We start from the raw sequence: 16,871 nt of genomic DNA, 5'->3' as shown, positions 1-16,871 counted from the left end.
TTTTAGAATTTTAGTTGATATACTTCATCCAAATCTTTGTTGGAACTGATGTTGACTTTTAAATCGGTTACGTATCCTGAATTCAAACCATAAACCCAACCGTGTAAAGTAAGCTCCTGCCCGCTTTTCCATGCCGACTGGACGATTGATGTTTTGGCCAAATCAAAAACCTGCTCTTTTGCATTCAATTCCACAAAAGCATTGAAACGATCATCTTCATTCAGAATAGAATCCAAATAAGTATCGTGCAGGCGATATACATCTTTGATGTGACGAATCCAGTTGTCAATAATCCCAATGGAATCATTTCCCATCGCAGCCTTAACTCCACCGCAACCATAATGGCCACAAACAATCACGTGTTTTACTTTCAAAACATTCACTGCATAATCCAGAACACTCAACATATTCATATCAGAATGGACAACCATATTGGCAATGTTTCTGTGTACAAAAACTTCTCCCGGCTTGGCACCAATGATTTCATTTGCAGGAACACGGCTGTCAGAACAACCAATCCACAATAATGGTGGCGTTTGTCCTTTCGCTAAATCCTTGAAATAATTTGGGTCTTTTTCTAAGGTTCTTTCAACCCATTCTTTGTTGTTGTCTAATATCTTTTTATAAAAATCTTCCATTGTTTTTTGTTGTTTTTTAATTGCAAAAAACCCTTTTACAATTAGATTATAAAAGTAAGTAATTACAATTTAGGTTTACTAATTTTTTTAATCGTTAAAATCTTCTGTTGGCAATTCTCTCTTCACCGTTTTTCTTTTCATCGCATCATAATAATGCTCAATGGTAACTTTGTTGGGCGTTTCTTTACTGTTTTCAAGCTGATATGCTTTTTTGAAACCTTTGAGCTTTACTTTGATATTTTCATCCTTGGCTCTTGTTGTTTTAAATTCGCGAAGCAAATCCAGAATATCATGAGCAATATAAACGGTATCGTGAGCATTGATAATTACTCTGGAATTCTCCGGGATTTCACTTAAAGTGGATTTAATAGCGGCTTTGTTCAGGAACGAAACTTCCTGTGCCAAATCGATGTGGATTACATCGCCGTCGGCATACTCTTCTTTTCTGAAATTATAAGCTCGCTTTAAATTGCCTTTCAAAACAAAAATAATACTGATTACAATTCCCAAAGCCACACCTTTTAGCAAATCGGTAAAAACCACTCCAATAAAAGTCGCAGCAAACGGGACAAACTGATACTTTCCTTTTTCCCAAAAGTGCTTAATGATTTTTGGATTGGCCAATTTATAACCAACTAATAATAAAATCGCAGCCAAAGTCGCCAACGGAATTTTATTCAAAAGTGCCGGAATTGCCAAAACACTAATCAATAACAAAGCGCCATGAATAATCGCTGACATTTTAGATTTAGCTCCTGCATTGTTGTTAGCCGAAGTTCTAACGACTACTGAAGTCATTGGCAAGCCGCCAAGCAATGAACTGATAATATTTCCGACACCTTGCGCTTTCAATTCCATATTAGTGTCCGTATATCTTTTTTGCACATCCATCCTATCCGAAGCTTCGATGCACAATAGTGTTTCTATCGATGCCACAACAGCAATGGTGATTCCGACAATCCAAACTTTGCTATTGGTAACGGCTGAGAAATCGGGAGCTACAAAAACACTGGCGAATTCTTCAAACGAACCTGGCACCGGCAATCCAACCAAATGTGCGCTTCCAATAGCCAAACTGCTTCCGGTTTGGATGAAAAGTTCATTCAAGAGAATACCAACTACAACCGCAATTAAAGCGGCTGGGACCAATTTCAGCTCTTTTAAAAACTTGACTTTTGTCCACGCAATCAAAATCGCTAATGAAATCAACGTAATGATTATTGAACCTGGCTGAACGTGATTTACCATATGAAAAATTTCAGAAAAAGTATTTTCTCCATCGGGTTGAAAGAAGCCAAAATCACCTTCATGATCTGGATCATATCCAAAAGCATGTGGAATTTGCTTCAGAAAAATAATCACTCCAATTCCGGCCAGCATACCTTCGATAACATTAGTCGGAAAATAATTGGAAATACTTCCTGCTTTGATAAAACCGAGCGCCAATTGAATAATTCCGGCAATTAAACCCGCAAGCAGAAACGCATTAAATGTTCCTAAGTCGCTAATTGCGGTTAGCACTATAGCTGTTAAACCCGCAGCCGGACCGGAAACACTAAGATGGGATTGGCTAAGATAACCTACTACTAATCCGCCAACAACTCCTGAAATAATACCGGCGAATAATGGCGCGCCGGAAGCCAGAGCAATTCCCAAACATAACGGAAGTGCTACTAAGAAAACCACTAAACCTGAAGCAAAATCAGATTTGAGGTTCGCAAAAAGATTGATTTTTTTTGTCATACCTATAATTTAGTTTAATAAAAATGTTCCATCAAAAGTTGATGGCTCGAAATTATTAAGCTAAATCAGGCGGTGGCGAGATGATTTCTGAAGCAACGTTATCGTGTCGTGATAAGTTTTCAGAAATGATTGTGGTATTTTTATCGATTTTTAAATCTAAAAAAGGATAGTCAAACTGTTGTTTTAGTTCTGCTTTAACCTCTTTTACCTGTTTATGGATTTCTTCTTCAGCAAAACTATAAAATATAGATGTGTCTGTATTTTTCTTAATCAACGTAACCAAGGTTGGTGTTGAAAGAAAAGCAATAAACACGATTAATAATAGTCTTGAAAGTAATTTCATGCCACAAAAGTAACTATTCAAAATAGGTTTGAAAAAGGATTATAAAATATTTAACATTCATTAACTATAAATTAAACTTATAGTTTTTATATTTGTATCAAATTTTACTATATAATGACAATTACACAACTAAAATATGTTTTGGCAGTAGCCGAATACAAGAATTTTACACTAGCTGCTGAAAAATGTTTTGTTACGCAGCCTACGCTAAGCATGCAAATTCAGAAGATAGAAGAAGAACTTGGGATTCAGATTTTTGACAGAACCAAAAAACCAATTCAGCTTACAGAAATCGGGCAAAAGATTGTCAATCAATCCAAGAATATCGTTAACGAAGCAGATAGAATCCAGGATATTGTAGACCAGCAAAAAGGATTTATTGGCGGTGAATTCCGTTTGGGAATTATACCAACGATAATGCCGACATTGTTACCGATGTTTCTCAATAATTTTATCAAAAAATATCCAAAAGTAAAACTCATCATCGAAGAGCTGAACACGGATGAAATCATACTAAAACTCAATAACGGTCATTTAGATGCTGCGATTGCCGCAACGCCTTTGGAAGAAGAAAAAATAAAAGAAGTTGTCCTTTATTTTGAACCTTTTGTTGCTTATATACCCGAAGGTCACAGCAATTTTCAAAAACAGGAAATTGAAGTCGATGATTTGAATATAGATGATATCTTATTGCTTCAGGACGGACATTGTTTTAGAGACGGTATTTTGAACTTGTGCAAGAATGTGGCTGCCAATGAAAAAGCGCATTTTCAAATTGAAAGCGGAAGTTTTGAAACTTTGATAAAACTGGCTGATGAAGGTTTGGGAACGACACTTCTTCCCTATTTGCATACTTTGGATTTAAAAGAAAAAGACCAACTTAAACTGCGTCATTTTAAAGAACCAAAACCAGCAAGAGAAGTTAGTTTAATTTTTCCTAAAAACGAATTGAAAATTCACATAATTGATGCCTTGAGAAGTACTATCTCCGGAGTCGTAAAAGGCGCAATTGTTTTTCAGAATGTACAAATCATAAGTCCACTACAAAAAAAATAAGGAGCCTTTGCACAAACTCCTTATTTTCTTTCTGCTAACTAACTACAGACAAACATTGTTTTAATTCGGGATGCTCACTCGTAAAGAATTGCAGCCATTTTTTTAACTGTTCAACTTCGTACGGCAATAAATTTTTAATGGCTTTTTTAAGCTCTTTGGCAAAAAGTACCGGATCGAAGCTTACTCTTTCAAGCACAGATTTCGTGTAATCGTAGATCATTCTAGGCATAGTTGGTTAAGATTTGGGGTTATCTTATTGTAAGAACGTTTAGTAAATGTATATTAAAAAAAGTTCTCAAACAAAATAAAACGCCTTAAATTATCGTCAAAACACTATTTTAATCGACGAAATGCAAGTATTAGAATATTTTTAAGGTTTTAACTTACTAAAATGTTTTTGTCTAACAGTTCATAAAGCCATTTTTGAGCTTCAGGTTTATCAGCAGTAAAATAAAACAACCAATTGATTAGATTATCCCTTTCGTATGGTAAAAGCGTTTTGGATGCCCTAACTAGTTCTTTCACAAAAAGGTCTTTGTTTTTACTAACCTTAGCAATCGAAGATTTCGTGTAATCATACATCATCTGTCCCATAGCAATAAGTATTAAATGTGTACTTAAAGTTACGAAATAAAAAGGGGAATAGTTTTTATAAAAAGTTAAAAAAATAAAAAAAGGAACCGTTTAAGTTCCTTTTAGTTTTATTTATTATCAATGAGCAACATACAATGCTGCAGTTCTGGTTTTTCCTTGATAAATTTTGAAAGCCATGAAGCTAATTCTTCTATTTCAAAAGGTAGCAAAACTTTACATGCTTTTTCAAGTTCTTTGCAGAAAAGAGAAACATCAAAGCTTACTCTTTTCAACACATTCTTAGTGTGGTCTAACATAGATTTAGACATAAAAAAATATTAGATTTAAGTTAAAATAATAATGTAAGAACGGTTTGGTGTATCAAATGTAAAGAATATTGTTTTTCACAAACCAAAATTGAGGTTAAATTTACTACTCTAAAACTGTTAAAATTTTAAAGTGCTTTAGTGGCGCGCAACATCTCTCTTTTGCCTGGAGCTCCTGGCAATTTTTCTACAGAAAAACCTGCCGATAACATCGCTTTTTTTATAGAAGTACGACAAGCATAAGTTACCAAAACACCATTTGGTTTTAATGCTTTGAACATAGCTACAAATATTTCTTCCGACCAAAGCTCGGGCTGCACCCTAAAACCAAAGGCATCAAAGTAAATCAAATCAAAAGTAGCCACATTCTCAATATCCTGAAAGAACTGTTTACGCTTGGTTAGCGTAAAATTTTCCGAAATTGTATTCTTCTGTTCCCAAAGACATTCGTGCATTTGTTTAAAAATTACTGTCTCATCTGCATCAATTTCTTCAGGATAATTCATTTGCATCGCTTCCTCCAAATCAACCGGATACGCTTCTAACCCAACATAATCAATCTGTTGCTTATTTTTTTTGGATTCTAAATACGTGATAAAACAATTCAAGCCTGTGCCAAAACCAATTTCCAAAACAGCAATGGGTTTTCCTCCGAAGAGTGAAAACCCATTTTTTATGAATACATGATATGCTTCCTGAATGGCGCCGTGTTTTGAATGATAACTTTCATTCCATTCCGGCAGATGAATGGTTGTAGAACCATCATTGGTTTGGATAATTTCGCGTTTCAAAATTATTTTATATACAATTTCTTGATTCTAGGAATTGGTCCGCCACATTTACTTTCGTGGCATTTCAAACAAGCATCAACTCCAGCATTGAAATGTTTTTCCGCATTTTTAGGATCGCTGTAAATTAACTGTTGTGTGATTATAAATTCTTTAGCCTTTTCTTTAAAGAACAAATCATTATCTGTTTCATCTGTAAATTTAGCATTATAAATATTCAAGAAATGTTTGGGAAATTGTCCAAGAGTATCCCCTTTTTGAATACGTTCCTTCAGTCGTTTATTATCAACGTACATTTGTTCCATCAAAGCTGCCATTTCTGACATCTGATACATTTCAAGTTTCTTTTCTTTGCCCGGAGAACATTTCTCTTCTTTAACTTTCTCTTCTTTCTTTTGACAGGAAAACAAACCAAAAACCAGAACAATCGCGATTATTTTTTTCATTTATGCTGAATTTATTTATGCTGAATTTATTTCAGCATCTCATCTCACTTATCTATTTCTTGATGTAAACACCATCCGCCAAAAACGAATAAGTTACTTCCGGCTTAGTGATTTTTGCAATTTCAGCTGCAGATTTTCCGCCATCTTTAGCATAATGTCTCAATGATTCAACAGATTCAACATCAACAAATGCTTTACCGTTTACAATGGCTTCGCTGTTATCGGCATTCAACGGAACGAAGAAACCATAATCTTTAAATTTTACGAATGATTCATCATCACCGGCTAATCCCATTTTCATCCAACAGCCTTTCTTTTTGCAGACAGCTTTAATGTTAGATTGAAATTGCACGTTGATTGTATCACCTTTTTTTAATGTTTTATACTTTTTCAACATTTGGTCTTTAGTATAAATTTTGGTTACTTTGAAATTGTCGCCAAATAAAGCGTATTCTTTGCTATTAAAAGCTTTGGCTTTTTTCTGGGCCATTACTGTGGTTCCAACGCATAGCAATAGCATAACCAGGATAATGTTTAATTTTTTACTCATTATTAAATTATTGTTTAGTTGGTATTCGTGAATCGTTGATTTCATGAGAGTGGTTTTTAAAGTGTTGCGAATATAAGAAGTTTAGCAAAATTCAATTACTAAATTAACAATTATTTTAAGTTTTCATTGTGAAATCAATCCCTCAAATAGTCAAAAAAATGCCATTTTGAAAAAAGTTTTCAATTTTTTTTAGTGATGCAAAATGCAACCATATTTTTATTAGTTTTACAAAAACTAACAACACAATTATAATTTTCAGAGAACTAATTGTAACAGATTGATTATGAATATTTTGAATTGTTTTCTGAAGTAAAACCTATTATTAAATGATGTTAAAAACTACCAGCGAAATCGATATAGTTAGAGCAAATTCTTCTAAAATTAGCGAAGTCGATTTTGAAAACATTGCTTTCGGAAACATATTTACAGACCACATGCTGATTTGTGATTTCAAAGATGGAAAATGGCAAAAACCAGTTATCAAACCTTACGAACCTTTCTTAATTGATCCTTCAGCAAAAGTATTCCACTATGCTCAGGCCATTTTTGAAGGAATGAAAGCTTATAAAGACGAAAACGATGATGTTTGGCTTTTCAGACCAGACCAAAATCTGGATCGCTTCAACAAATCTGCAGTGAGAATGGCAATGCCCGAAGTTCCTGAAGACATTTTTCTCGGAGGTTTAAAAACCATAGTCGATATGGAAAGAGACTGGGTAAAGAAAGGATTGGGAAATACTTTATATATCAGACCATTTATGATTGCGATTGGTTCGGGCGTTATTGCACAACCATCAACACAATACAGATTTATGATTATCCTCTCGCCTGCCCGTTCGTATTATTCGGGTGAAGTGAAAGTGATTATAGCTGAACATTACAGCCGTGCTGCAAATGGTGGAATTGGTGCTGCAAAAGCGGCCGGAAATTATTCGGCTCAATTTTATCCTCAAAAATTAGCACAGGAACAAGGATTCCAACAAATCATCTGGACAGACGATGCAACGCATACCAAACTGGAAGAAGCAGGAACAATGAATGTTTTCTTTAGGTTTAATGATACAATTTGCACCGCACCAACAAGCGAAAGAATTCTGGATGGTGTAACACGCAAGAGTTTGATTGCTATCGCCAAGCGCGACGGTATCAAAGTGGAAGAACGTTCGGTTTTGGTTTCTGAATTAATTGAAGGTGCTAAAAACGGAAGCTTAAAAGAAATCTTTGGAGCAGGAACCGCCGCTGTGGTTAGCCCAATTGTAGGTTTCCAATATCAGGAACATTATTATGAGTTGCCAAAAATTGAAAACTCTATTGCTTTGCAGTTAAAAGAAAAACTAACTAAAATTCAATACAACCTTGCCGAAGATACTTTTGACTGGACAGTGAAGGTTTAGTATTCAGTCACAGTTTGCAGTTTACAGAATATATAAAGACTTCGGGGAAACCCGGAGTTTTTTTGTGCATTATTATTTTAGCTACATTTACAAAACAAGAAATTCACAATCAAAAATCACAATCATGAAAAAATCATTTTGCTCTCTTTTAATCGTATTCTTATTTGTAACCAATGGCTATAGTCAACAATTCAAAGTCAGTTACACCGCTGCCGTTTATAACAAACCATTTACCGGAAATGTCATTGCCTATTTATCAAAAGAAAACAAAGAACCCAGAACAGGTTCAGTTGGTTTGGATAAGTTTCCCTGCTTTGCAGTTGCCGTAAAAAACATACAACCGGGACAAGACATCATCATAGATGACAAAGCGGTTTCCTACCCTACTGCGCTGTCCGATATTGAACGAGGTGAATACTACATTCAGATAGTATGGGACAGAAATCTTGGAGGTCGCTCAATAGCCGATAGTCCAGGCAATTTGTATAATGAAACTATAAAGGTTGAGCTTACCAAAGACATCAAAAAAACTTTCAGCGTCGTAGCGGATAAAGTCGTTCCCGAGCAGACTTTCAAAGAAACCGAACATGTAAAAGAGCTTAAAGTAAGTTCGGCATTACTTAGTAGTTTTCATAATAAACCGATGACGGTCGATGCAGCGGTGGTGCTTCCAAATGAATATTACACCCAACCCGATAGGAAATTCCCAGTGGTGTTTACTGTTTTTGGTTATGGCGCAGATTATCATTATTTTTCAGGACAAGAAACTACGGCACCAGAGCTTGTAGATGAATCTGTTATCTCAGTTTTTTTGGATGGAAATTGTCCGTTAGGTCATAGTGTGTATGCCAATAGTGATAACAATGGTCCTTGGGGCGATGCTTTAACAACCGAATTCATTCCAGCTTTAGAAAATAAATTCCGATGCAACGGTGCCCGATTATTAACCGGACATAGCAGTGGCGGCTGGACAGTTTTATGGCTTCAGACACAATATCCAAAAGTCTTTGATGGCTGTTGGTCGAGTTCACCGGATCCGGTTGACTTTAGAAATTTTCAAAAGATAAACTTATACGAAGACAAAAACATGTTTTATGACAATGATGGAAACCAACGATTAGTTGCAACTGTAGCTGGTTTTATTCCGTGGGGAACTATGAAAACTATTTATCAAATGGAAGAGGTGGTTTATAGAGGCGAACAAATACATTCTTTTAATGCTGTCTTTAGTAAGAAAGGAATAGACGGCAAACCTGAAAGGATATGCAACACCTCAACAGGAGAAATAGATTCCAAAGTTTTCGAACATTGGAAAAAGTATGATATTTCGGCTAACCTAAAAAGAGATTGGGAAATACTAAAACCCAACTTACAGGGAAAAATCAGAGTAACAGTTGGTAATGGAGATAATTTCCTTTTAAACCATGCCGTAAAACTATTGGAAACACAAATGAATGAGTTGAAAGCTGATTTTCAGTTTGCTTATTATCCGGGAGATCACTTTACCATTCATACACCAGAGTATAGAAAAGAGGGTTTTACCTTTCTGAAGCAGAAATATATGGAATGGATTGCGAAAGTTAATGCAGGTAAAAAATAAAATATTATGGCCACGAAAGACCTAGAAATCCCGAAAATAAACTTCACTTCCAATGGAGATTTACTTATCACACCAAGCACTACCTCATCAAAACACGACTTTGATTTCTTTGAAGGTAAATGGAATCTCAAAAACAAAAAATTAAAAAGTCGGTTATCGAATTGCACCGAATGGATAGAATTTGAATCGACACAGGAAATGTATCGCATCCTCAACGGACTCGGGAATATCGACAATTTCCTCGCAAGCTTTGACGGAAAACCTTTTGAAGGAATGACCGTTAGGCTTTTCAGCCCCGAAACAAAGTTATGGAGCATTTATTGGGCAGATTCCAACTTAGGAAAATTAGATCCGCCGGTTCTTGGTTCGTTTGAAAATAAGGTTGGGCATTTTGTTACCAAAGACACCTTTAACGACAAACCTATATTGGTTATTTTCCGTTGGGATGCAAGAGATGTTGAGAATCCTGTTTGGAGTCAGGCGTTTTCTGATGACAATGGAAAAACCTGGGAATGGAACTGGTATATGTATATGTCAAAAATTAAATAACGTAACTATGAAAACCAATACTACTGAAACTTTAAAAGACGGAGACCAATGCACGAGTTATCACCAATTATTTATCACGTAACCAATAAACCAAATACCAATCAATGAATGACAAACTTACATATCGGGACTTAATAGTTTATACCTTCAATGGACTAATTGGACTAGTCTTAATTTCCCTAGTCTTTAGAGAAGATTTGAAAAGATTTCTTTTCGCAGAAGATATTCATAATGAAGGATTATTACTTTTTCTTTCCATTCCAATTTGCTATATAATTGGTCATGTGATATTGAGCATTGACAATTTGATATTTATGAATTTATTCTCTAAAAAATTCAGGCAAAAATTGTCTAAGTCTAAAAAATTTAAATGGATTCATATATTAATATTTGGAGATAGGATTGTTGGAGTCCGAGATATAAAATGGGCAAAAACAGATGGAGATTTCAATGAGATATGCGTTAAGATTAGAAATGCTGGAAAAATTGAACATGCAGACAGATATTATGTGCTATCAGATTCATTTAAAGGTTTAGTAATAATAGAACTGATTATAATTCTTCTTACAATTTATAAATTGGATTGGTACTATTTAGTGATTAGCATTTTCCTTTTATTGATTTTTTACTTGAGAGCAAAGAAATACAGTAATGAATATGTAAATGAGATTAAAAGACAAAAGAAAGAACTAAATTTATAAAATGATGGCGCTGATTTATAATCTGTGCTAATTAAACCACCTTATAATCTTGTAACATTTATTACTCAAAGTTTTTTAACTTTAAGAAAAAAATGAAAAATGTTAATCACATCGTAAAGAAACATATTGTAATAAAAGCAGAACCTTCAGCGGTTTGGGATGCGCTGACTAATCCCGAGAAAACACAGCAATACTTTTTTAACTGCAGGGTTATTTCTCAATGGAAATCCGGAAGCCCCATAACGTTTAAAGGCAGAATGTTCTTCTTCTTCAAGATTGAACTAAAAGGCGAAATACTAAAAATTGAGCCAGAGAAATTGTTGCAATATACCTTAGCCAATCATGGTTCTCCGGGTCATTCAACGGTAACGGATACGCTGGAATATAAAGATGGCAAAACCACCTTATCTATAACTGACGATGTTGGTAAAGAAGAAGGCGCCGAAAAGCGCTATAAAAAATCCGTAAAAGGCTGGGACAAAATCCTAAAAGGCTTAAAAGAACTTGTTGAATCTGAAAATTGAGCATAACTTCGCTAAATGAAACTTCCACCCTACAAAAACTTCCCCACTATTGCTGGCGACAAAATAACGCTGCGTGAAATCACAGCTTCCGACATTGTTGACCTCATCGAAATTTCCTTTTATGATGGAGTTCAGGCTACAACATTGGAACAAGCAGTTGCAATGAATACCAAAATCATAAATGATTATAATGATGGCAACTCTATTCACTGGGGAATTGCCGACAACACAACCAATAAAATAGTCGGAACCTGTGGTTACTATCGTGGACTCGACAAAGGTGAAGGCGAATTGGGCTGCATTCTGTTAGCTCAATTCCGAGGACAAGGTTATATGACTTCTGCAATGTTATTGGCAATTGACTTTGGTTTGAATACGGTTCTACTCAAACGCATTTGGGCAAAAACAAATCAGGAAAACAAAAGCGCAATCAAGCTTCTGGAAAGACTTAGCTTTACAAAAATTTCTGAATTTGACGATGATAGTGTTGACTATGAATTGAAGCGAAGTATATAATTGAGTTACAATGTCGGATATGTAGAATAGCCGAATTTTTTTTTAACTTTACAAAGCACAACTAAGCTATCCTAAACCGTTTTATGACCAACGTTTTTACCATACCCAACAAGGAAAAGGACTACCAAAGTTATATGGTATATGTACTGACAATAATATGGTCAGTAGTAACTGGTGTAATTGTTTCGGCAGGATTTATTTACTATCCTCAGGTATGGTATCGATGGCTGACATTTCTTTGTGTTTCATTCTTTATAGCTGTTTTTAATCTAAGCTTAAACCGTTTTGGCTATACGCGTCAGGCAAGCTGGTCGCTAACCATTATGGTATGGCTCTATATGACTATTCCCTGTTACACTGCCGGAGGAATATTTGCGCCAGGCATACTCTCGCAAATGAGTGTCATCCTAACAGCCGGTTTTTTATTGGGCTGGAGAGGCGGATTGGCTATTGGTTTATTATCGCTGGGGACAGACTTTTGGCTGGCTTATCTGGAATCCATCGGTCAATTACCAACTCCATCTGTGGTACATACACCAATAACCCGGTGGATTGGCACCATCATTCCTTTTGGTACCATCCTGGCTTTGCAATATTATGCAACGAATCACCTGCGTAACGGTTTAACAGCTATGCAAAAGGAAATATTAAAAAAAGAGGAAGCATTAGAGAACTTGAAAGAAAGCGAAGAGCGATATAAATCAATTATTACAGTTTCAAATACAGGAGCGTGGGAATACCATCTCGATACAAATCGCGTATGGTATAGTTCACAATATTTTGCGATGCTTGGGCTTGACCGTCCAGATGGCGCCTGGGATGACACTATGGCTACCACTTGGATTGAAAGGCTCCATCCCGATGACCGTGAGTCTGCCACAAAGTTTTTCGATGAATTTTTAAAAGGTGGTTCAATGGGGTTATACGAAAATTATTTTCGCATGCTGCATCAAAATGGGGATTGGGTCTGGATTTGGTCACGTGCCAGAAGGCTTCGGGATACCAATGGAAATTTAACCAATATAACCCTTGGCAGTCACATTGATATTTCCGAACGGATAAATGCTGAGGAAAAAATCAGACAAAGTGAACAATTATTAAAAAAAGTCACCAGTCAGGTTCCTGGTAATACCTATATGTTTGAATTAGATGAGAACGGAGAGGCCAATATGCTTTTTATGAACCGTGGAACGGACAATTTTAATCATTCCATCGGTTTGGAGGATCTCGAAGAACTACCAGGAAAACTCAGAGAAATAATCCATGAGGACGATAAAGCTAAATTCAAGGCTCACATGAAAGAAGCTTCTCTGACACAGTCACTAATTAGCATTCAATATCGAATGCTTGTTAAAGGACAAGTGAGATGGCGTTGGTTACAGGCTGTCCCCGAAAAAAGCGATGATGGAAAAATGATATGGTACGGAGCAACTCAGGACATCACTCCTTTAGTAGATTATATCGCCTCCATTGAGCAAATCATCTTTGATATCAGTCATGTCATCCGCAGGCCAATTTCCACGATGATGGGACTATCTATTCTGATTATTGACCACGAACTTAGCGAGAATGAGGTTAGGGAAATCTCCAAAAAACTACATCAAATTTCAGAAGAAATGGACAGGTTTATGATTGAGCTAAACATGGTTTATAATCAGAAAAGACAAAATACAAATCTCAATATTGATGTGTCTTCGTTACTCGATAAAAGAAGTGCTTTATTTAAGTGATTTTGTTTTCTTTTATATCTCCTGAAAACTAAGAAATAACAATTTGGTAATTTACCATATTGCTCATTTTAAAATGTTTACCTTATTTTTAAGTAAAATAGTAAATCATGGAAACTAACTGGATGATTATAGGAATTGTTGTGATTGCAGCAATCGCTTTGGTTGCTTACCTTATTATTAAAAATTTAAAAGACGAAAAAGAGGTAACGGAATTTTTCAATCAGGAACCCGAATATCAAAAAGACGACGAAGGCGAACTCAATGATAATAAATAGTAATCTTATTATAACATTTACAAAACGTTTGTGATTTTAATGTGGTGTATTTTTACCTTGATTTTAAAACAGACCGCTATGAATTTGATAATTACAGGTATTTTTATACTAATTGGAATCGCTTTAATTGTGATGGTTATTAAACAGGAGATCGCTTATAAAAAGGAAAAAGAATTTAATGATTCTTTAAAAAGGGAATACAACCCTCTATTAAAGAATGATTATGATATTTTTGAAGATGAATATTAATTAGCTTTCCTTGTTGTATTTTGATTTGTATTCCAATGGTGATATTCCAGTGATCTTTCTAAAGACTTCCCGAAATGCTTTTACATCAGAATAACCAACATCATACATAGCTTCATGGATGGTTTTGCGTGTAGTTTCCAAAGCTTTTTTGGCTGATTCAATCTTTACCCGTTGCGAATATTCTAAAGGCGTATTTCCGGTAGCTTTTATAAATCGCCTGTCAAAAGTCCGTCTGCCAATAGCAAATCTGTCAGACAAATTTTCCACAGATATTTTTTCGTCAAGGTTGCTTTCGATATAGGCTTGCGCTTGCAATACCATATCATCACCATGTTGCTTCTGGCCGGTAAAGATGATAAATTCTGATTGGCTGTTGCGATCCATTTCAATTTGAAATATTTTGGAACAATAGATTGCTGTTTGTCTGTCAAAATATTTTTCAATTAAATAAATCATCAAATTCAAGAAAGAATAGGCCCCACCATTAGTATAAATTCCATTTTCATCCGTAATCAAGTAATCCGCTTGTACATTAACTTTTGGAAACATGGTTTTAAAATTAGCAACAGCAGCCCAATGAGTGGAACAGCTTTTACCATCTAACAAACCTGTGGATGCCAACAAAAAAGAACCAGTGCAAATGCTTGCAATTTCAGCACCATTTTTATATTGCTTTGCTACCCAATCAGCCAATACTTTATTAGTTTTAAGAACCTTCTCATAATTATGATTCATTGAAGGAATGATAATTAAGTCAGCTTTAGTAACATCCGAAATAGTAGAATGTGGTGTAATAGAAAATAAACCATTTTGCAATGACACTTCTTTAGAAACACCAACTAATTGAATGGTATAGATTTCTTTTTTGCCAATTTGTTTCCAATACTGATTTGCTTTGCTGAAAATTTCATAAGCGCCTGCAATACTGCTTAAATTATTTTCTCCTTCGGGAATCAAAATGATTATTGATTTCATACTAAATATTTTTTACAAAAATATACAAATAATATGTCCAAATCAACCCATTAAAAAGTCTATTTCACACCCTACATAAGTAATATTTAGACACTAGATTTGTATTGTAAAAGATAACAACTTCTTAAACTATGATTCAAATGGCAAAAATGACTGTGATATACAAAACACCTAAAGACAAAGATTTTTTTGAAAAACACTATTTTGAAGTACACATCCCATTAGCAAACCAATTACCTGGTTTATTAAAATATGAAATAAATGATGGTCCAATTGCCTCAATAACAGATCATCCAGAACCTTATCGCATAGCCAACTTGTATTTTGAATCTCTTGAAACAATGATGACCGCTTTTCGTTCAGAAATAGGACAACAATGCACTGTCGACAGAAGAATTTTAGCAAGTGATGAAGAAGTTCAGATTTATTTGTATGACACAAAAAATGTTTAATTTTCATAACCATTAAAAAACAAAAAAATGACAACCACAGAAATTAGCTTAAAAATGGTATTCGACCGTTGGTATGCATCGATAAAAAGTTGCGATACGCTGCTTGATAATTTGAGTAATGAAAATCTGCAAAAAGAAATTGCTCCGGGCAAGAACAGAGGAATTTATTTATTAGGACATCTTATCGCTGTACATGATGATATGCTGATACTACTGGATTTGGGCGAAAAACTATATCCTGAATTAAATGAGCCGTTTATAAAATCACCGGATAAAGCAGTAGTGCAACTTCCACTGGCAGCTGAATTGAGAAGTTTTTGGACTAACCAATGTGAGGTATTAAAACAAAAATTTGACAGTTTGAAACCTGAACAATGGTTTGAAAGACATACTGCTGTTTCTGCCGAAGATTTTGCAAAAGAGCCACATCGCAATAAATTAAATATAATCATAACAAGAACTTCCCACTTGCAATACCATATGGGGCAATTAGTACTACTTAAATAATTATTTAAATGGCAGCATCAAATTTTACCACGACTTATCTAATAGACCAATCTCCATCTGAAATATTCAATACTATCTTAAATGTCCCTGCCTGGTGGTCAGGATTATATGCAGAAGAAATTAAAGGAAACTTCGACAAGCTCAATGATGAGTTTACTTTTAGTGCTGGTGGTGGTTTGCACTATACAAAACATAAATTAGTAGAATTGATTCCTAATCAAAAAATCGTTTGGTTGGTTACCGAAAGTAATCTATCTTTCCTTGAAGATAAAAGCGAATGGACCGGAACGAAGATTTGTTTTGAGATTTCAAAACAAGATAATAAAACACAAGTAGCGTTTACTCATATTGGTTTAACACCCGAAATTGAATGTTACGATTCTTGTTCTTCTGCATGGAGCCAGTATATGCAAAAATTTCTAATGCCATTACAATTAATGAGCAAATAGTCAAACCATAAAAAATAAAACCATGGACAATTACACAGCAACCATATTGGTTGATAACACACCAACAGAAGCATTCAATGCAATTAAAAACTTTCGTGGCTGGTGGTCAGAAGAAATTGAAGGCAACACAGACAAACTTGATGAAGTATTTTTTTATCATTACAGAGATGTACATCTGTGCAAAATCAAACTTATTGAAATCGTACCCAACCAAAAATTAGTGTACCTAGTTCTGGAAAATGAATTCAGTTTTACTGAAGACAAAACAGAGTGGATAAATACGAAACTTATTTTTGAGATTTCGACAGAAGCCAACAAAACAAAAGTAAAATTCACTCATGAAGGTTTGGTGCCTGAATATGAATGCTATCATATCTGCAATGATTCGTGGACTAATTATATCAAAAAAAGCCTTTTCAATCTTATTACTACCGGTAAAGGAAATCCTAATCCAAAAGATACCGAGGGCTTTAATGCCGAAATAGTA

At 34.9% G+C, this 16,871-nt stretch carries 24 protein-coding genes; 14 read left to right on the top strand and 10 right to left on the bottom strand.

The genetic code is table 11. The features are described 5' to 3' along the window. Window positions 1-2: 2 nt before the first annotated feature. The 3 genes from can to ABIQ27_RS06795 all read right to left on the bottom strand — a co-directional run bounded on the left by can (window position 3) and on the right by ABIQ27_RS06795 (window position 2,724). Window positions 3-638, bottom strand: coding sequence for a carbonate dehydratase (gene can, locus ABIQ27_RS06805; RefSeq protein ID WP_348033031.1), 636 nt, complete (start codon window positions 636-638; stop codon window positions 3-5). Between the two features lie 87 nt (window positions 639-725). Beyond that, on the bottom strand, window positions 726-2,381 hold the full coding sequence (locus tag ABIQ27_RS06800; RefSeq protein ID WP_348033030.1) for a SulP family inorganic anion transporter: 1,656 nt from the start codon (window positions 2,379-2,381) through the stop codon (window positions 726-728). Between the two features lie 55 nt (window positions 2,382-2,436). Further along, window positions 2,437-2,724 carry a hypothetical protein gene (locus tag ABIQ27_RS06795; RefSeq protein ID WP_348033029.1) on the bottom strand — a complete coding sequence of 96 codons (288 nt, stop codon included), beginning with the start codon at window positions 2,722-2,724 and terminating at the stop codon, window positions 2,437-2,439. Window positions 2,725-2,838: 114 nt separating this feature from the next. Between ABIQ27_RS06795 and ABIQ27_RS06790 the strand changes: the two genes are divergently transcribed. Continuing rightward, window positions 2,839-3,780 carry a LysR substrate-binding domain-containing protein gene (locus ABIQ27_RS06790; protein ID WP_348033028.1) on the top strand — a complete coding sequence of 314 codons (942 nt, stop codon included), beginning with the start codon at window positions 2,839-2,841 and terminating at the stop codon, window positions 3,778-3,780. Between the two features lie 34 nt (window positions 3,781-3,814). On the opposite strand, the gene ABIQ27_RS06785 is transcribed toward ABIQ27_RS06790, so the two are convergent. From ABIQ27_RS06785 to ABIQ27_RS06760, 6 genes are all read right to left on the bottom strand, one after another. Beyond that, window positions 3,815-4,009: a hypothetical protein gene (locus tag ABIQ27_RS06785; RefSeq protein WP_348033027.1), complete on the bottom strand. Its 195-nt coding sequence runs from the start codon at window positions 4,007-4,009 to the stop codon at window positions 3,815-3,817. A 149-nt stretch (window positions 4,010-4,158) separates the two neighbouring features. After that, the gene (locus ABIQ27_RS06780; RefSeq protein WP_348033026.1) at window positions 4,159-4,374 is read right to left on the bottom strand and encodes a hypothetical protein; all 216 of its coding nucleotides are present in this window, start codon (window positions 4,372-4,374) and stop codon (window positions 4,159-4,161) included. 107 nt (window positions 4,375-4,481) lie between these two features. Further along, on the bottom strand, window positions 4,482-4,682 hold the full coding sequence (locus tag ABIQ27_RS06775; RefSeq protein ID WP_348033025.1) for a hypothetical protein: 201 nt from the start codon (window positions 4,680-4,682) through the stop codon (window positions 4,482-4,484). A gap of 125 nt (window positions 4,683-4,807) precedes the next feature. Then, window positions 4,808-5,470: a tRNA (5-methylaminomethyl-2-thiouridine)(34)-methyltransferase MnmD gene (gene mnmD, locus ABIQ27_RS06770; RefSeq protein ID WP_348033024.1), complete on the bottom strand. Its 663-nt coding sequence runs from the start codon at window positions 5,468-5,470 to the stop codon at window positions 4,808-4,810. A 2-nt stretch (window positions 5,471-5,472) separates the two neighbouring features. Beyond that, window positions 5,473-5,913: a hypothetical protein gene (locus ABIQ27_RS06765; protein WP_348033023.1), complete on the bottom strand. Its 441-nt coding sequence runs from the start codon at window positions 5,911-5,913 to the stop codon at window positions 5,473-5,475. Window positions 5,914-5,965: 52 nt separating this feature from the next. Continuing rightward, on the bottom strand, window positions 5,966-6,508 hold the full coding sequence (locus ABIQ27_RS06760; RefSeq protein WP_348033022.1) for a DUF4920 domain-containing protein: 543 nt from the start codon (window positions 6,506-6,508) through the stop codon (window positions 5,966-5,968). 281 nt (window positions 6,509-6,789) lie between these two features. Between ABIQ27_RS06760 and ABIQ27_RS06755 the strand changes: the two genes are divergently transcribed. The 9 genes from ABIQ27_RS06755 to ABIQ27_RS06715 all read left to right on the top strand — a co-directional run bounded on the left by ABIQ27_RS06755 (window position 6,790) and on the right by ABIQ27_RS06715 (window position 14,001). After that, window positions 6,790-7,857, top strand: a complete 1,068-nt coding sequence (locus tag ABIQ27_RS06755; RefSeq protein WP_348033021.1) for a branched-chain amino acid aminotransferase — start codon at window positions 6,790-6,792, stop codon at window positions 7,855-7,857. A gap of 124 nt (window positions 7,858-7,981) precedes the next feature. Continuing rightward, the gene (locus tag ABIQ27_RS06750) at window positions 7,982-9,457 is read left to right on the top strand and encodes an alpha/beta hydrolase-fold protein (protein WP_348033020.1); all 1,476 of its coding nucleotides are present in this window, start codon (window positions 7,982-7,984) and stop codon (window positions 9,455-9,457) included. A 6-nt stretch (window positions 9,458-9,463) separates the two neighbouring features. Beyond that, entirely contained in the window at window positions 9,464-10,006 is a 543-nt protein-coding gene (locus ABIQ27_RS06745) for a hypothetical protein (protein ID WP_348033019.1), read from the top strand. A 104-nt stretch (window positions 10,007-10,110) separates the two neighbouring features. Then, window positions 10,111-10,707, top strand: a complete 597-nt coding sequence (locus tag ABIQ27_RS06740) for a hypothetical protein (RefSeq protein ID WP_348033018.1) — start codon at window positions 10,111-10,113, stop codon at window positions 10,705-10,707. A 92-nt stretch (window positions 10,708-10,799) separates the two neighbouring features. Then, a complete protein-coding gene (locus tag ABIQ27_RS06735) occupies window positions 10,800-11,231 on the top strand; it encodes an SRPBCC domain-containing protein (protein WP_348033017.1) in 432 nt (143 codons plus the stop codon). 15 nt (window positions 11,232-11,246) lie between these two features. Further along, the gene (locus tag ABIQ27_RS06730; RefSeq protein ID WP_348033016.1) at window positions 11,247-11,747 is read left to right on the top strand and encodes a GNAT family protein; all 501 of its coding nucleotides are present in this window, start codon (window positions 11,247-11,249) and stop codon (window positions 11,745-11,747) included. 83 nt (window positions 11,748-11,830) lie between these two features. Beyond that, on the top strand, window positions 11,831-13,477 hold the full coding sequence (locus tag ABIQ27_RS06725) for a PAS domain-containing protein (RefSeq protein WP_348033015.1): 1,647 nt from the start codon (window positions 11,831-11,833) through the stop codon (window positions 13,475-13,477). Between the two features lie 107 nt (window positions 13,478-13,584). Next, on the top strand, window positions 13,585-13,752 hold the full coding sequence (locus tag ABIQ27_RS06720; protein WP_348033014.1) for a hypothetical protein: 168 nt from the start codon (window positions 13,585-13,587) through the stop codon (window positions 13,750-13,752). 78 nt (window positions 13,753-13,830) lie between these two features. After that, window positions 13,831-14,001, top strand: a complete 171-nt coding sequence (locus ABIQ27_RS06715) for a hypothetical protein (protein ID WP_348033013.1) — start codon at window positions 13,831-13,833, stop codon at window positions 13,999-14,001. Here ABIQ27_RS06715 and ABIQ27_RS06710 read toward each other — a convergent pair whose 3' ends face one another. Beyond that, on the bottom strand, window positions 14,002-14,976 hold the full coding sequence (locus ABIQ27_RS06710) for a helix-turn-helix domain-containing protein (RefSeq protein ID WP_348033012.1): 975 nt from the start codon (window positions 14,974-14,976) through the stop codon (window positions 14,002-14,004). 149 nt (window positions 14,977-15,125) lie between these two features. Here ABIQ27_RS06710 and ABIQ27_RS06705 point away from each other — a divergent pair, with 149 nt between their 5' ends. From ABIQ27_RS06705 to ABIQ27_RS06690, 4 genes are all read left to right on the top strand, one after another. After that, window positions 15,126-15,428: an EthD family reductase gene (locus ABIQ27_RS06705; RefSeq protein WP_348033011.1), complete on the top strand. Its 303-nt coding sequence runs from the start codon at window positions 15,126-15,128 to the stop codon at window positions 15,426-15,428. Window positions 15,429-15,455: 27 nt separating this feature from the next. Then, window positions 15,456-15,935 (top strand): DinB family protein, encoded by a 480-nt coding sequence (locus ABIQ27_RS06700; RefSeq protein ID WP_348033010.1) that lies wholly within the window; start codon window positions 15,456-15,458, stop codon window positions 15,933-15,935. 8 nt (window positions 15,936-15,943) lie between these two features. Further along, window positions 15,944-16,384: an SRPBCC domain-containing protein gene (locus tag ABIQ27_RS06695; RefSeq protein WP_348033009.1), complete on the top strand. Its 441-nt coding sequence runs from the start codon at window positions 15,944-15,946 to the stop codon at window positions 16,382-16,384. Between the two features lie 22 nt (window positions 16,385-16,406). Beyond that, on the top strand, window positions 16,407-16,871 hold a 465-nt coding region (locus ABIQ27_RS06690), incomplete at its 3' end, for an SRPBCC domain-containing protein (protein WP_348033008.1).

Origin of the sequence: Flavobacterium sp. (assembly GCF_039916025.1) — a bacterium.
Taxonomy (GTDB): Bacteria; Bacteroidota; Bacteroidia; order Flavobacteriales; family Flavobacteriaceae; genus Flavobacterium.
Note: the sequence above shows the minus strand (reverse complement) of the source record. Positions and strands in the feature narration are given on the sequence as shown.

Excerpts from the sequence above, each read along its gene's own strand:
- ABIQ27_RS06785 (WP_348033027.1), bottom strand. The coding sequence starts at position 4,009 with ATGCCTAGAATGATCTACGATTACACGAAATCTGTGCTTGAAAGAGTA.
- ABIQ27_RS06745 (WP_348033019.1), top strand. The coding sequence starts at position 9,464 with ATGGCCACGAAAGACCTAGAAATCCCGAAAATAAACTTCACTTCCAAT.
- ABIQ27_RS06715 (WP_348033013.1), top strand. The coding sequence starts at position 13,831 with ATGAATTTGATAATTACAGGTATTTTTATACTAATTGGAATCGCTTTA.
- ABIQ27_RS06730 (WP_348033016.1), top strand. The coding sequence starts at position 11,247 with ATGAAACTTCCACCCTACAAAAACTTCCCCACTATTGCTGGCGACAAA.
- ABIQ27_RS06725 (WP_348033015.1), top strand. The coding sequence starts at position 11,831 with ATGACCAACGTTTTTACCATACCCAACAAGGAAAAGGACTACCAAAGT.
- ABIQ27_RS06780 (WP_348033026.1), bottom strand. The coding sequence starts at position 4,374 with ATGGGACAGATGATGTATGATTACACGAAATCTTCGATTGCTAAGGTT.
- ABIQ27_RS06710 (WP_348033012.1), bottom strand. The coding sequence starts at position 14,976 with ATGAAATCAATAATCATTTTGATTCCCGAAGGAGAAAATAATTTAAGC.
- ABIQ27_RS06775 (WP_348033025.1), bottom strand. The coding sequence starts at position 4,682 with ATGTCTAAATCTATGTTAGACCACACTAAGAATGTGTTGAAAAGAGTA.
- ABIQ27_RS06740 (WP_348033018.1), top strand. The coding sequence starts at position 10,111 with ATGAATGACAAACTTACATATCGGGACTTAATAGTTTATACCTTCAAT.
- ABIQ27_RS06765 (WP_348033023.1), bottom strand. The coding sequence starts at position 5,913 with ATGAAAAAAATAATCGCGATTGTTCTGGTTTTTGGTTTGTTTTCCTGT.
- ABIQ27_RS06755 (WP_348033021.1), top strand. The coding sequence starts at position 6,790 with ATGATGTTAAAAACTACCAGCGAAATCGATATAGTTAGAGCAAATTCT.
- can (WP_348033031.1), bottom strand. The coding sequence starts at position 638 with ATGGAAGATTTTTATAAAAAGATATTAGACAACAACAAAGAATGGGTT.
- ABIQ27_RS06760 (WP_348033022.1), bottom strand. The coding sequence starts at position 6,508 with ATGAAATCAACGATTCACGAATACCAACTAAACAATAATTTAATAATG.
- ABIQ27_RS06695 (WP_348033009.1), top strand. The coding sequence starts at position 15,944 with ATGGCAGCATCAAATTTTACCACGACTTATCTAATAGACCAATCTCCA.
- ABIQ27_RS06700 (WP_348033010.1), top strand. The coding sequence starts at position 15,456 with ATGACAACCACAGAAATTAGCTTAAAAATGGTATTCGACCGTTGGTAT.
- ABIQ27_RS06705 (WP_348033011.1), top strand. The coding sequence starts at position 15,126 with ATGACTGTGATATACAAAACACCTAAAGACAAAGATTTTTTTGAAAAA.
- ABIQ27_RS06735 (WP_348033017.1), top strand. The coding sequence starts at position 10,800 with ATGAAAAATGTTAATCACATCGTAAAGAAACATATTGTAATAAAAGCA.
- ABIQ27_RS06720 (WP_348033014.1), top strand. The coding sequence starts at position 13,585 with ATGGAAACTAACTGGATGATTATAGGAATTGTTGTGATTGCAGCAATC.
- ABIQ27_RS06800 (WP_348033030.1), bottom strand. The coding sequence starts at position 2,381 with ATGACAAAAAAAATCAATCTTTTTGCGAACCTCAAATCTGATTTTGCT.
- ABIQ27_RS06750 (WP_348033020.1), top strand. The coding sequence starts at position 7,982 with ATGAAAAAATCATTTTGCTCTCTTTTAATCGTATTCTTATTTGTAACC.
- ABIQ27_RS06795 (WP_348033029.1), bottom strand. The coding sequence starts at position 2,724 with ATGAAATTACTTTCAAGACTATTATTAATCGTGTTTATTGCTTTTCTT.
- ABIQ27_RS06790 (WP_348033028.1), top strand. The coding sequence starts at position 2,839 with ATGACAATTACACAACTAAAATATGTTTTGGCAGTAGCCGAATACAAG.